The organism is Kitasatospora sp. NPDC054768 (assembly GCF_053612025.1).
The window spans coordinates 20,393-33,985 of sequence record NZ_JBSHBN010000052.1 but is presented as its reverse complement, the minus strand read 5'-3'; the positions used below and the strand labels follow the sequence as shown (position 1 = coordinate 33,985).

Below are 13,593 nucleotides of genomic sequence, written 5' to 3'. Positions count from 1 at the left end.
GGCCGAGGCCCCCGATCGGATCGCTCGGGTCGCTTCGAACGCGCGCGGAACCCCGGGGTGACGGACGGTCGGCATCCGTTGGAGCTCGGGCGGTCCAGGGCGGCCCACAAGGGTGCCCGTGAAGCCGGCGATGACGACGTGCAGTGGATCAACGCCTCTGGATGCATAGTTAAGATGACTAATTCGGCCGGGGCAAGAGCCTGGATCTTCTTCCCCTGCCCGTCCGCGCGCCCACCGTCACCGGAGCACGCCGGTCCGTCACCGGAGCACGCCGCCCGTCCATCGCGTTGCCCGCACGAGCCGCGATCAAGGATGATGCTCCGCCGTGACGTATCTCGTCCTCGGCCTGCTGGGCATGCTCGCCTTCGCCGCCGTCCTCAGGTTCCGCAGGAACAGGGCCCGGAACTGGGCCCGGACCGAGTTCGACGCGCCCACGTACGGCATGGCCCCCCGCGACCGGCTCGACCCGGGCCGCGCCGGTCCGCCACCGCCCCCGCACCTGCGCCAGGAGTCCCTGGCGATGGCCGAGGCGGCCTGGGCCGGGGACTGGAGGCCGGCCGCCGCGTACGTCGAGGCCGCCGGGCAGGACTGGGACGAGCGCTGGTACCGGCTCGACCTGGCACCGCGGCCCCGGCCGTGCGCGGCTCACCACCCCGCACCGCCTGCAACTCCGACCGCCTCGCTCCCCCGCCACGAAGCCCGGGCGCCTACCAGGTCCGGGCGAACGGATGTGGCGACTTCTTCGGTTCACCATCCCGGGCGGGGAATTCATGAAAGGAAAGTTCCCTGGTCACAAGGGGTGCGAGACGGCCCGGCCGGTGGGGTGCGCACGTCATTTCAATGACGTGTTCCCGATTGAGCCGAGGGCAGGACGAGGAATTCGCCCCTCGCTCACGTGAATCGCGCAAGTCCCTTCCGTTCCCGGATTGAATCTGACAGCATCGTCCGCTATCCGGTGACCGAAGGCCGGTGATCACTGCGCCGGTGCGCCCCCAGGGTGCCCGTCCGCAGCCGACGTCCCCGGACCGGATCGACGAGTGGGACGGAATGCGGCCGGGGCGGCGCAACCGGGGAGGAACGTGATGCTCGGCTTCGTCGTGGGCAGGCTGCGCCACGTGGAGGAGAAGTGACCGCCCAGGCCGGCACCCGCGTGCCCACCCGCGACTCCGCCCAGCGCCCACCGCGCTGGGTCCGCACCAGGCTGCGGGCGAACCCGCTGTCCGCGCTGCTCATGGCGGCCCTCGCGTTCGTCACCGTCTTCCTGGCGGCGGCCTTCCCCCGCCTCGCGGACCGGGGCGCGGACACGGCACTCCAGGACTTCGTCAGCGGGAAGGGCCCCAACCAGACCAGCCTGCAGACCACTTCCAGGACCAGGGACGACGACAACGCCCTCGAGCTCGACCGGGTGCAGCGGCAGCTGATCGAACAGGTCGGCCGGCGGCTGACGCCGGCCCAGCCGGGGCAGGCCTACGGTGCCCGCGCCCTGGGCGACCACTCCATGGCCAATCCGGGGTACGCCCACCTCTCGGACAAGGAGCCCTACCCGGTCCTCAGCCTGCTCCACCTGCACGACCTGGCCGCCCGGGCCACCCTCACCGACGGCACCTGGCCGACCCCCGGCGCCGTCGGCGGTCCGCTGCCGATCGTGGTCAGCGAGAAGGCCGCCGAGACCATCCGCATCAAGCTCGGTGACGTCATCGACAACGGCGTCGAGAGCTCCGGCGCCAGGCGGACCACCGTGGTGGTCGGCCTCTACCGGGTCAACGACCCCCAGGACCCCTTCTGGGACGACCTCGGCTGCCCGGCCCGCGCCTGCCTGAACACCAAGGCCGACCACGAGCACTGGACGACCAGCGGGTTCGTCGACGGCGGCAGCCTGCCCGCGCTGGTCCGCTGGGGTTCGACCGCCGAGAACTTCTGGCGGCTGCCCGTCGACCCCGCCTCGCTGCACGCCGACCGGATCGACCGCACCCGCGACATCATCAGATCCTTCCTGACCGGGCGCGACGCCACCGCCCTCCTCGACGCGACCGGACGCACCGACCTGCAGACCGTCTCCGGCCTGCCCGACGTCCTCACCCGGGCGGACGAGCGCTACCGGGCCTCGCTGCCGCTCAGCGCGATCGGCCCGGCCGGCGTCGCGGGCGTCGCCACCGTGGTGCTGTTCCTGGCCGCCGCGCTCACCACCGACCGGCGCGCCGCCGAGATCCGGCTGCTCCGGGCTCGCGGCGGTTCCCTCGCCGGGGTGCTGCGACGGCTGATCGGCGAGGGTGCGGTCACCGTCCTGCCCGCCGCCGTGCTCGCCACGGCCCTCGCCCTGGTGCTGCTGCCCACCCCCCGGTGGGACCGCGCGGTGTCGGCCGCCCTGGTCGCGGCCCTGATCGCGCTGCTGGCCTTTCCGGTTCGCGCGGCCCTGCTGTGGTCCCGTCGACGGCCGGCCGGCGGCCGCCGCCGACTGGTCGGCGAACTCGCCGTCCTGGCGGTCACCGCCGCGGCCGTGGCGGAGGTCCGGCGCCGGGGTGTCGGCCACCCCGGGGCCGGGGTGGACCCGCTGCTGGTCGCCGCGCCGCTCCTGCTCGCCGTCACCGGCGGACTGCTGCTGGCCAGGATCGAGCCGGTGGTGGTCGGCCGGCTGGCCACCCTCGCCGGCCGGGGCCGCGGCCCGATCGGCTTCCTCGGCCTCGCCCGGGCCGCCCGCGACGGCTCGGGCCGCCGCAAGCCCTCCGTGCTGCCGCTGCTCGCCCTGCTGATCGCCGTCACCACGACCGGCTTCGGCGCCACCGTGCTCGACACCGTCGACCACGTGCGGACCCGCGCCGCGCGCATCGCCACGGGCGGGGACATCGGCGTCGCCCTCCCGGACTACGCCACCCTGACCGAGCCGTTCACCGAGGCCGCCGCCGCCCTGCCGGGCGTCCGGGCCTCGACCGCGGCCTGGATCGAGCCCAGAGCCCGCTTCTTCGCCACCGACCGGGACTACACCGAGGCCGACCTGGTGGTGGTGGCCGACCCGGCGGCGTACGCCGAGATCGCCCGGGCCCTCGGGGTCGGCGGGTTCGATCCGGCGAGGCTGGCCGGGACGTCCGGCGGCGGCCGGGACACCCCGGTGCCCGCCCTGGTCAGCCGCGACCTGGCCGAACGCCTGGCCGCAGGGCCGTCCCGGGTGCGCACGCCCAACGGCAACGACCTGCACCTCGCCGTCGCCGGGACCGTCGGCGCCACCCCCGCACTGCCGGACCCGGGCAAGCCGTTCGTCGTCGTTCCCGCCGGCCCCACCTGGGAACGACTGCCGGACACCAGGCGGGTCAACACGTGGTTCGCCGTCGGCGACGTCGACCCCGACCGGGTCAGGACGGTCCTGCGGGACAACAGCGGGGACCGGCCGGTCGGTCTGGCCAAGCTGATCGCGGACGACGCCACCGCCGTCGGCAAGGACACCCACGGCCTGCCCTCGGGATACACCGTGCACAGCAGCCGGGAGACCGCCGCCGCGCTCGGCGACGACCCGCTGCAGCACGCCGCCGGGCGGCTGTTCCGGTACGCGGCCGCCGCCGGAGCCGGATTCGCCCTGCTCGCCGTCCTGCTGACGCTCTTCCGGGCCGCACCCGACCGCACCGCCGTGCTCGCCCGGCTGCGCACCATGGGCATGCGGCCGCGGCAGGGGCTGGCACTGATCATGACCGAGGCGCTGCCGCAGACCCTGGCCGCGGCCGTCGGCGGCGGCCTGGTCGCACTGGCGGCGGTCGCCCTGCTGGGCGGGGCCTTCGACATCTCGACGCTGGTCGGCGCCACGGTCGGGGACGTCGTCGTCCCCGTGCTGACGCCGGTGCTGCTGCCCACCGCGGGCCTGGCCCTGCTGGTCGGGCTCGGGGTGGTGGTGGAGACGCTGGTCGCCGGCCGGCGCCGGATCGCCACCGAACTGCGGGCGGGTGAGCAGTCGTGACACCGGGAGCAGCCGGGACCCCCGGTCGGTGTCCCGGTCCCCCCGGTCCCCCCGGTCCCCCCGGTCCCCGGGGGGCCGGGAGCCGGGCCGCCGGACGCGGGGGTGCCGCGGTCAGTACTCGTTCTTGACGACGAAGAACGAGCCGCGGATGACACCGGCGAGCTTCGACTTCTGCCGGGCGAACTTGAAACGGGAGGCGAGCTCCTCCGGGATCTCCATCCCCTCGGAGAGCTTGAACCCGACCGCCCGCTTCTTGGCGTCGTCGACGGTGTACATCACGTTGATCGACAGCCCGCTCTCGTAGAAGACATAGGCCATGCGGATGTTCTCGACCTGAAAGGCCGTGGCCTCCAGCGGGCGGGAGGCGATGACGATGTCCCGTTCCTCCTTGAGGATCCGGTGCACCCAGTCGACGGCCTCCTGGGCGTCGCCGGCCGGCTCCACCGTGAAGACGTGGTCGTACTTGTTCCTGAAATAGCGGGCCTCGTTCGCCCGCAGACCGGCCAGCGCCTCCGCGACGGGTGAAGACTCCAGACCGACGGTCGAGACGGTGTCGAAATCCACGGTGTAGGTCATGGCGGGTTCTTCCTCGTCGGCGTCGGTGGACGGCGGACGCCCCGGCACCCGCGCCGGAACGAGTGCCTGCCTCGTCCCGCGTCCCACGTCCCGCTCCGAGCGCTGGTCGCCGTGGACCGGGATGCCGTCGGCTCCCGCCAGTATGCGGGCCCGGTGGGGCTGGTTCCAGGTCCTGAAGGTGGTGTCGCGCCCGGTGAAGCCGTTCTCCGATCTGCCGGGACGGTGCGGCCGAGGTGCCGGAGGCCGCAGCGGACGTCCGTCGCACCGTTGCTCGACGCCGCCCTGGTTCCCGTCACCGTCACGGGTCACCAGGTGACAGGCAACGCGTCGAGACCGTAGACCTCGTTGTTGACGCGGTAGGGCACGTCCTCGGCGGGACACGCGAGCGCGAGACCGGGCAGTCGCCGCAGGAGCGCGGGCACCGCGATCCGCAGTTCGGCGCGGGCCAGCGGCGCGCCGAGGCAGTGGTGCGGGCCGTGCCCGAAGGCCAGGTGCGACACGGGTGTGCGTGCGATGTCGAAGCGGTCCATCCCGGCGCCGAGCGCCGGGTCGCGGTTGGCCACCGGCAGTTGACAGACGACCTGGTCACCGGCCTTGATCGGCACGCCGCCGATCTCGGTGTCGCACCGCGCGGTCCGGGCCAGCGCGGTGCTGGACACGGACAGGTACCGCAGCAGTTCCTCGACGGCGGTGTCGATCACCGGATCGGCCTCAGGAGCGTCGCGCAACCGGTCGGCCTGCTCCGGGTGCGACAGCAGGGCGAGCACGCCCAGGCCGATCGTGTTGGACACCGTGACGTGGCCGGCGAGCAGCAGCAACTCGCAGACGCCCACCAGTTCGGAGTCCGACACCGCGCCGCCGTGGTCCCGGACGAGCGTGCCGATCATCCCGTCGTCCGGGCTGCGCCGCTTCTCCGCCACCAGGGAGGCCATGTACGCGTGCGATTCCCGGCCGGCCACGAGCCGTTCCTCGATGGGGAGCCCGAGATCCAGCGTGGTACGGGACCAGCGGTGGAACCGCCCCTGGTCGGGGTCGGGAACGCCGAGCATCGCGCAGATCACCCCGAGCGGCAGCGGCAGGGCGAAGTCGGCCATCAGGTCCGCCGTGGGACCCCGCGATTCCATGGCGTCGATCAGCTCGCCGACCAGGGTGCGGATCATCGGCTCCAGTGAGCGGATCCGCTTCCCGGTGAACTCCGGCGTCAGGACGTGGCGCAGCCGCGTGTGCTCCGGCGGGTCCATGTTGAGGAGCTCGTTCGGCAGGACCGGAGCGCGTTGCGGGTCGTACATCGCGAACGTCTCCTGGTCGGCCAGCACGCGCCGCACGTCGGCGTGCCGGGTGACGAGCCAGTACTCACCGACCCGGTGCAGCCAGAAGTCCTGGACGCGCCGAACCCGGTCCCCGCGCTGGGCCTCACCCAGTGCCGGGCCCGGGCCGAGCCCGTCGCGACGGTAGAAGATCGAGATCGGCGGCACTTCCTGCTGCTCACTCATGGAACCTCCCGTGATCGCCCGATACCCACGTGCCGATACCGCCTTCCCGATACCCCGGTGCTCGTGCCGCTGCGCGCTTCGGCCTCGGTCCTGTGCGGCGCGCGGGGGCGCGGAGACTTCGAACCCACCCCCTCCCCCGAGCCGGAGCCGCCCCCTGCCCCTGTTCCCTCCCCGGCCGTTCCGCGGGGTGCGTCTTTTTCCGGGAACCCCTTGACAGGTATAGACCATTCCGCTTGAGTCTGGGTCAGCCCCGCACCGGCCCGCACCCCGGTCGGCCCGCCCCCCACGACGTGCCCCCACCCGCGGGGCCCGGCTCCCCTGCCCCGACGTCCCTACCTCCACGACCGTGCGGCCCCACACCGCACAAGGGGTGATCAAGTGTCCACGAAACGCCTGCTCGCACTGCTCTCCGCCGTCGCCACGGCACTGGCGGTGGTCCTGCTGCTGCCCGCGGCCAACGCCAGCGCCGCCGTCTGCGCCACGCCCTGGAACTCCTCGGCCGTCTACACCGGCGGCGCCGCCGTCTCCTACAACGGCCACAACTGGCTCGCCAAGTGGTGGACCCAGAACGAGCCGCCCAGCACCGGAGGCTCCGGCGTCTGGTCCGACCAGGGCGGCTGCGGCACCGGCCCGACGACGACCCCGACCGCCACGCCCACGTCCACCGGCACGCCGAACCCCAGCGGATTCCCGGTGAGCCAGGCCCAGTTCGACCAGATGTTCCCGAACCGGAACCCCTTCTACACCTACCAGGGCCTGATCGACGCCCTTGCCGCCTACCCCGCCTTCGCGGCCACCGGCAGCGACACCGTCCGCAAGCAGGAGGCCGCGGCCTTCCTCGCCAACGTCAACCACGAGACCGGCGCGCTGGTCTACGTGGTCGAGCAGAACACCGCCAACTACCCCCACTACTGCGACACTTCACAGCCGTACGGCTGCCCGGCCGGGCAGGCCGCGTACTACGGGCGCGGCCCGATCCAGCTGAGCTGGAACTTCAACTACAAGGCGGCCGGCGACGCCCTCGGCATCGACCTGCTGCGCAACCCCAACCTGGTGCAGACCGACCCGGCCGTCGCCTGGAAGACCGCGCTCTGGTACTGGAACACCCAGAACGGGCCGGGCACCATGACCCCCCACAACGCGATCGTCAACGGCTACGGCTTCGGCGAGACCATCCGCAGCATCAACGGCTCACTGGAGTGCAACGGCGGCAACCCCGCACAGGTGCAGAGCCGGATCAACGCCTACCAGCGCTTCACCCAACTGCTCGGCACCGTACCGGGCAACAACCTGAGCTGCTGAACACCCACGGCCCGCCCGGCACATGATCACCTGCCCGGTCCGCGAAGCCAGCGGATCGGGCAGGCCGGGGCCGCCCTCGTTGCCGGTGATCAGGCGGCCGCCGACCCGGCCTTCAAGCCATCGCCATGCTGGGCGGCGCCGCAGCTGGTTGGCTCGGGGTGCGCCAGGGGCTTTTCGTGTGTGCCGCCGCTGGCTGTTTCGCCTTCGTTCCGATTCTCCTTTCGCCGATGCGCACCATGCGGAAGTTCCCGTCGTCGCCCGACGGTGACGATGAGGCTCATGAAGGAGTTGCCGAGGCCGCCGCCAAGCGCTGAGCACCTCATTCCTGAGTGTCATTGGTGGACGTCCCCGCCCTCGACGCCGCCTTCACCGGGGTCCGCGGTCGCTCCTCACGCGCGGGACGGCCCCGGCCTCGATAGCCTGGAGGCGAGCCCGTGCACCCGTCCTCGTCCGAGGGGTTGATCGGTCATTCTCCACGCACTCGTCGGCCGGCTGGGGATCGTCGCACGGGCGTTCCCCGCCGTGTGCCGTCGGGTCGGGGTCGTCCGGGCCGTCCGGCTGGGTGCTGGTGAGCTGCTCTTCGACCTGCGCCACGGCACCGAGACCGGAATCGACGTGGCGGCCCGGCACGAGGGGGCGAGCCCCTGGATGTTCGCCGAGCTGGTGCGGGTGCTGCCCGCGGACGGTCGGCGGGTGCTGCTCGACCTCGGCTCGGGCAAGGGCCGGGCGTTGCTGCTCGCCGCGCGGCACGGCTTCCGGGAGGCGGTCGGGGTGGAGCTGTCCCCGGAGCTCTGCGCCGTGGCCCGGGCGAACCTGCGTGGACGCCGGGCCGGGGCCGGCAGTTGTCGGACCGAGGTGCACTGCGCGGACGCGGCCGGGTTCGAGGTGCCGGACCGGGTCGACACCGTCTTCCTCTTCGACCCGTTCCCCGAGGAGACGCTGCGGGCCGTCGTCGGACGGCTGACCGCCTCGCTGGAGCGGGCCCCCAGGGAGGTCCACGTCCTGTACCAGCATCCGAGGCTCGCCCGGGTGCTGACGGAGGCGGGGTTCGCCCCGGTCTACCGGATCGGCTCCGAGGGGATGGTGCTGCGCCGCGACGGCCGGGCCGACGGGGCGGCGGCTCCGGCTTCCGGCGCCGCGTACAGGCGGGACAGGAAGTCGTAGAGCAGCAGTTCCTGTGCCCGGGCGGCGGAGCGCAGCACCCGGTTGGCGTGCAGGTGGACGTAGTTGCCCGCCAGGGCGGCGATCGGGGTGCCGATCTGCCCGGTCCGCACCCCCTCGCGCAGCTCCGCCGCGAGGGACCGGACGGCCGCGGACGTGTCGTCCGCCGTGCCCGGGTCCGTGCCCATGCCCGGGCACGGACCCGGGTCCGCCAACAGTCGTTCCAGGGCGGCGCGTTCGCGGCGGTAACGGTCGCCGATCCCGCGTCGCGCGGCCTGGTCCACCCGGAACTCGGCGCGGAAGCGGTCGCGGGCGGCGCTCACCAGGGCGCGCTTCTCGGCCCGCGGCAGGCCGAGGTCGGTCAGCAGCCGGTCGATGCCGACCAGCGCGGCCCGCCAGCGGGAGTCCGCACCGCCTTCCGCACCGCGCTCGATGCTGCCCTCCGTATCGCCCTCCGTACCGCCCTCCGCACCGAGCGACTCGACGGTGCGCAGCGCGGCCTCACTGTCCTGCCGGAACAGGAGTTCCGAGAGCCGGATGCCGAGCGGCCCGCCGTAGCGCTCGATCTCCCGCTCGTAGGTGTCGAGTTGGACGCGCCGGACGACACCGTCCGCGAGCAGCGGCTGCGCCGCGTCGTACAGGGCCGGCAGGACGTCGGCGGCCAGGCGCCGCCGATCGCCGTGCAGCCGCACCCTGAGGTGCCAGTCCGGGTCGGCGTAGCGGACGTAGAACCAGCTGTCCGCCGCGCCCTCGGCGAGGGCGCGGTGGACGAGCGGCCGGACGACCCGGCGCAGGGCTTCGTCGGCGCCGGCCGAGCCGGTGTAGAGCTTGGCGTAGAGCCACTCGGACCCGGGCGGGAAGCTCCGTACGCACGGTCGCGCGTCGGCGGCACGCGGTGGCCCGGGGTCGGCCCCGCGCGCGGGCGGGTGCGCCCGCCGATACGCGGGCGGGTGCGCGCCGGTACGGACGAAGGGGACCACCATCTCGTGGGTGAACCGCCCCTCGGGGCCGCGGGCGAGCACGTCCTCGTCGCCGAGGAACAGCTCCGCCACGGTGGCCGTGGAGCGGCCGGCCAGCAGCCGGGCCGCCATGTCGAGGAAGACGGTGTTCTCCAGGTCGACGGGCAGCAGCCGGTCGCCCTCCGCCACGGCGACCCACCGCGGCAGGCCCAGCTCCCGGCGCAACTCCTGTACGGCGACGAACCGTTCGCCCGGGGACGGCGCCGCGAAGCGCAACAGCTGGCGCTCGGTCAGGTTCCAGCGCGCCCGGGCGAGCACCAGGCGCCCGGAGACGATCCGCGGCAGGTACGGCGCGGCGGCGAGCGGCCCGAGGACGGCGTCCAGCCCGTGCGCCTGCTGCGGGGCCTGCAGCGCGCACAGGAAGCGGTACAGGCCGAGGTTCGCGGGGGCGGCGAAGTGGTGCGCGGACGTCAGGCGCGGGACGACCTCGGCCCCCAGCCGGGTGGAGCGCAGCGCCAGGCGGTCGCCGTCGGGGGCGAGGGTCAGGTCGGTCAGCGGGATCTGCTGGTCGGGCGGCGCCCCGGAGCGGCCGAGGCAGGGGATCTCGTGGCCGCGCAGCAGCGGCCGCCACAGGACGTTGCCGATCCGCTCGCCGGGCAGGTGGGCGATCTCCGCGAACACCGCGTCCGGCCTGAGCGCCTCCTCGGCGCGCAGATGGGCCCGGACGCACCGGGTGAGGTCGTCGCCGTCGTGGCAGAACCGGCCCAGCAAGTACGCCCCGGAGGGTCCGCCCAGGGCGGATATGTGCACCCGGTAGCGTCCCCGCGCCACCGCCTGCGGGCTCTCGGCGAGGATGCTCGCCACGACACCGAAGGAGTCGGGCAGCGGTGGCCGGTCGATGGAGCTCTCGTCGGCGGCTGTGAGCGCGTCGAGCCGTTCCGGGCCGAGGACGAGTTCCCGGGCGCCGGTGCGTACCGCCTCGCCCAGCCAGGTCAGCAGCAGCCGGTGGCGCCCGTCCCAGCGCTGCTCGCCGTCCACCGGCCGACCGGAAGCGTCCTGGCCGGCGAGGCCGGCGAGGTCGAGGCCGTCCGGGTCGAGGCCGGCAAGGCCCAGGCCGGCGAGGTCCAGGCCGGCGAGCAGCGGTTCGGCGGCGGCCATCGGGGCGGCCCGGACGGGGAACCCGAGGCCGGACTCCGGGTCCAGCGCCTCGCACAGCGGTACCTCGCGGGCGCCGTAGCGGGTCCGGTAGGCCGCGGTGAACCGCGCGAGCTGCGGGTCCGGGCGGGTGCCGCCCAAGCGGTGGACGAGCCGGGCGCCCCGGAGCACCTCGGCGGCCACCGCACGCCCCAGCACGGCCCGCGCGGCCGGCTTCACCAGGTCGATCCGGAACAGCCCGGCCGGCCCGGACGGGTCCGCCGCCACCGGTGGGCAGGTGAGCAGCGCCGCCGCGCGGGCGTAGTGGCCGGACGCCTCGCCCGGCGGCCGCCGGTCCGCCATGGCGAGCTGCCGCCGCGCGGCGTCCAACGCGGCCGTGACGGGGCCGAGCCCGGCCCGTTCGGCGAACGGCCGGACCTGGGCGAGCAGGTCCGCCAGCGGCTCGGGCCCGCTCACGGGCGGTGCGAGCTCGGGGACGAGGATCTGGTGCTCGATCAACTCCTCGACGGCCCGGCGGGCTTCCCCGGGCTCCACGTCCGGTTCGGCGGCGAGTACGGCGGCGACGAGTTCGTCCGGGCGGGCGCCGGATCCCGCCCGGTCGACGGCGGCGAGGAGCCACGGCGCCGGCTCGACCTCGACCAGCCGGTGGGTCGGGCCCGCGTCCGTCCGGAGCACCTCGACGTACCGGAGCCGCCCGGCGCTCCGGTACAGGCTGGAGTTGGGCCGGTGGACCAGGTGCCGTCGAACCTCCGGCCGCCGCCTCAGGTCGGCGGTCAGCGCGCCGAGGTAGCCGAAGTCCAGGCCGGTGCGGCGCCGGTAGGAGGAGGACGGTCCGAGTTCGAGGGCGGTCGGGCCGTCTTCCGCGGGGTCGACCGAGCCGACCGAGCAGCCGGCGAAGAGTCCGAACGGGGTCGGCCTGGCGGACATCCGGGCGAGGTAGCGCAGCAGGCTGTGCTCGGCGTTCCGGCCGCGCCGGCTGTCGGGTGAGTGCTCCCAGGTGTCCAGGCCCGTCGTGAGCGAGGAGGAGGCGACGGACAGTGCCTCCCGGACGTCGGCACGGCCGTACAGCGCCCGCAGCCGTGCGCGCACCCGCAGCCGGTCGCGCCGGACGGCGGCGCCGACCAGGTCCGGGTGCCCGCCGCACCGCGCGGCGGCGAGTCCCTCGCCCAGGCCCAGCAGGGCCTCCAGGGGCAGCAGCGGGGTGCGGAGCACGAAGAACTCCGCGGCCTCCCAGGCCGGTTCGCCCTGCACGGGCCCACCCCGAACGGGCTCATCCTGCACGGGCCGGCCGGGGCCGGCCGCGTCGGACCCCACCGCCGGTCAGCTCCGGTCGCGCAGCCGGGCCCACCCGCGCCGCAGCAGGAACGGCCACAGCGGCGGGGCCGACAGCCCCTGGGCGAGCGGGCGCGGCCAGAAGAAGTTGACGTTCAGCGCCCAGGCCGAGACCACCGTCACCTGGTGGTACCAGCCCACCGGGATGTAGAGCGACTCACCTGCGTCCAGGGTGCACTGCCACCCGGTTGCGCCGCGGGCCCGCGGGAACCGTTCGTAGTCGGGGAGGTTGGGGTCGAAGCGGCAGTGCGTGATCTGCGGGATGCGGTAGACGCGCCGGGCCTGCGAGGGCGGATAGAGGACGAAATGCTTGCGTCCGACGACCTGGACGTTGCAGTTCGGCGTCACGTCGCAGTGCAGTCCGGAGGAGGTCCCGAGCACGCCGCACCAGAGGTTGGTGTCGATCGGACCGCGTCGGTACCAGCCGGGTGGCGGCGCGTCGTCGAGCAGGTCCTCGGACAGCTGCCGGAGCTTCGCGTCGAGGTAGTACGAGCAGCGGAACCCGTCGGCGCACACCGCCCGGGTGATCTCACCGGCGCCGCTGCAGGACAGGGCGATCCGTTCCAGCCCGCCGGCGGTCTCCAGCACCCAGTCGAGGTACCGGCCGAAGGAGGTCCGCCCGCCGGCCGCGAGGTTCTGGAAGACGTTCCGGGGTGGCCCGTTCGTCTCCCGGACCGTCACCTCCCGCTCCCCGGCGACGGACCGCAGGTAGTCCGCGTCCCAGCGGTGCAGGGCAGGCCAGTCCCGGACGTTGTCCAGGACGACCCGGGGCTCGCCCTTGCGCAACGGTGCGCGGAAGTCGTCGCGGCTGACGCGCGGGACGGCTCGGAGGGCCGTGCCCCGCCCTCCCGGGAGGCTCCGCGGCATCTACTCGGGCCCGCGCCGCTTGGTGCGCCCCCGCCGGGATTCGGGCGCCCCGGGTGCCGACGCCGTCTCGTCGCAGGTCCACAGGCTCCAGCCCTGGGTGGTGAGCAGCGGGTCGTCGAGGTTGCCCACGGTGGACCGTTTCAGGTCGAGGGTCTTCTTGCCGTCCTTCGGCTCCGTCGTGCGCTCCATGGTTCTCCTCCTTCGAAGCGAGGAACTCTCCGCCGGGAAGGCCTCGCGTCAGCGGGGCCTCGGATCGGCGGGGCTTCGGGTCACTTGCGGGGCGTCATTTCAGGAAGACCTCCCGCGCCAGCCTCATTCCGAGCAGCTCGCGGAACTGCGCGCAGCCGTGCGACTTCCGGTCGGGCCCGTCGAGCCGGGCCGAGAGCTCGGCCATCCGCTCGCTGTAGCCGTCCAGCGCGGCCATGTTCTCGACCTCGGTCACGATCATGACGTTCCAGTCGTCACGGCCGGTCGGCGGGGAGACCAGGATGCGGTAGTCGCGGATCAGCTTCTGCCGCTTGGCCTCCTCCATCAGGGGCTTCCACCGCGCCCCCAGGTTGGCGAGGTAGGCGTTGGTCAGGCCGGGCTTGGTCTGGGCGAACTGCACCGACCACACCGGCCCCTCGGAAAAGGCGAAGTCACCGGCGGCCATGGCGGTTTCGTTCTCGGTCATCGAATTCTCGGTCATCGAATTCTCGGTCATCGAATTCTCGGTCATCGAATTCTCGTTCCGGACGTTCGAGCGCGGTTCACCGGGCGTCCCCGTCCCCGCAGGACGGCCCACGCGGCGTCCCGCACGGCGCAC

General features: G+C 73.8%; 9 protein-coding genes. 3 read left to right on the top strand and 6 right to left on the bottom strand.

Features of this window, described 5'->3' with window-relative positions:
* Positions 1-1,126 precede the first annotated feature (1,126 nt).
* Complete coding sequence (locus ACWGKU_RS17945; protein ID WP_452178556.1) at positions 1,127-3,943, top strand: hypothetical protein; 2,817 nt, start codon at positions 1,127-1,129, stop codon at positions 3,941-3,943.
* Positions 3,944-4,054: 111 nt separating this feature from the next.
* On the opposite strand, the gene ACWGKU_RS17940 is transcribed toward ACWGKU_RS17945, so the two are convergent.
* Positions 4,055-4,519, bottom strand: a complete 465-nt coding sequence (locus ACWGKU_RS17940) for a phage tail protein (RefSeq protein WP_401055614.1) — start codon at positions 4,517-4,519, stop codon at positions 4,055-4,057.
* Positions 4,520-4,824: 305 nt separating this feature from the next.
* Positions 4,825-6,012 (bottom strand): cytochrome P450, encoded by a 1,188-nt coding sequence (locus tag ACWGKU_RS17935; RefSeq protein WP_452178557.1) that lies wholly within the window; start codon positions 6,010-6,012, stop codon positions 4,825-4,827.
* Positions 6,013-6,390: 378 nt separating this feature from the next.
* Here ACWGKU_RS17935 and ACWGKU_RS17930 point away from each other — a divergent pair, with 378 nt between their 5' ends.
* A complete protein-coding gene (locus tag ACWGKU_RS17930) occupies positions 6,391-7,314 on the top strand; it encodes a glycoside hydrolase family 19 protein (protein WP_452178558.1) in 924 nt (307 codons plus the stop codon).
* A 522-nt stretch (positions 7,315-7,836) separates the two neighbouring features.
* Positions 7,837-8,478, top strand: coding sequence for a class I SAM-dependent methyltransferase (locus ACWGKU_RS17925; RefSeq protein WP_401043516.1), 642 nt, complete (start codon positions 7,837-7,839; stop codon positions 8,476-8,478).
* On the opposite strand, the gene ACWGKU_RS17920 is transcribed toward ACWGKU_RS17925, so the two are convergent.
* The 4 genes from ACWGKU_RS17920 to ACWGKU_RS17905 all read right to left on the bottom strand — a co-directional run bounded on the left by ACWGKU_RS17920 (position 8,373) and on the right by ACWGKU_RS17905 (position 13,461).
* A complete protein-coding gene (locus tag ACWGKU_RS17920; RefSeq protein WP_452178559.1) occupies positions 8,373-11,840 on the bottom strand; it encodes a lantibiotic dehydratase in 3,468 nt (1,155 codons plus the stop codon). The genes ACWGKU_RS17925 and ACWGKU_RS17920 overlap by 106 nt on opposite strands.
* A 69-nt stretch (positions 11,841-11,909) precedes the next feature.
* Positions 11,910-12,707 carry a cupin-like domain-containing protein gene (locus ACWGKU_RS17915; RefSeq protein WP_452178560.1) on the bottom strand — a complete coding sequence of 266 codons (798 nt, stop codon included), beginning with the start codon at positions 12,705-12,707 and terminating at the stop codon, positions 11,910-11,912.
* A gap of 81 nt (positions 12,708-12,788) precedes the next feature.
* Positions 12,789-12,977: a hypothetical protein gene (locus ACWGKU_RS17910; RefSeq protein WP_401043508.1), complete on the bottom strand. Its 189-nt coding sequence runs from the start codon at positions 12,975-12,977 to the stop codon at positions 12,789-12,791.
* Between the two features lie 94 nt (positions 12,978-13,071).
* Complete coding sequence (locus ACWGKU_RS17905) at positions 13,072-13,461, bottom strand: hypothetical protein (protein WP_401043505.1); 390 nt, start codon at positions 13,459-13,461, stop codon at positions 13,072-13,074.
* Positions 13,462-13,593: the final 132 nt, after the last annotated feature.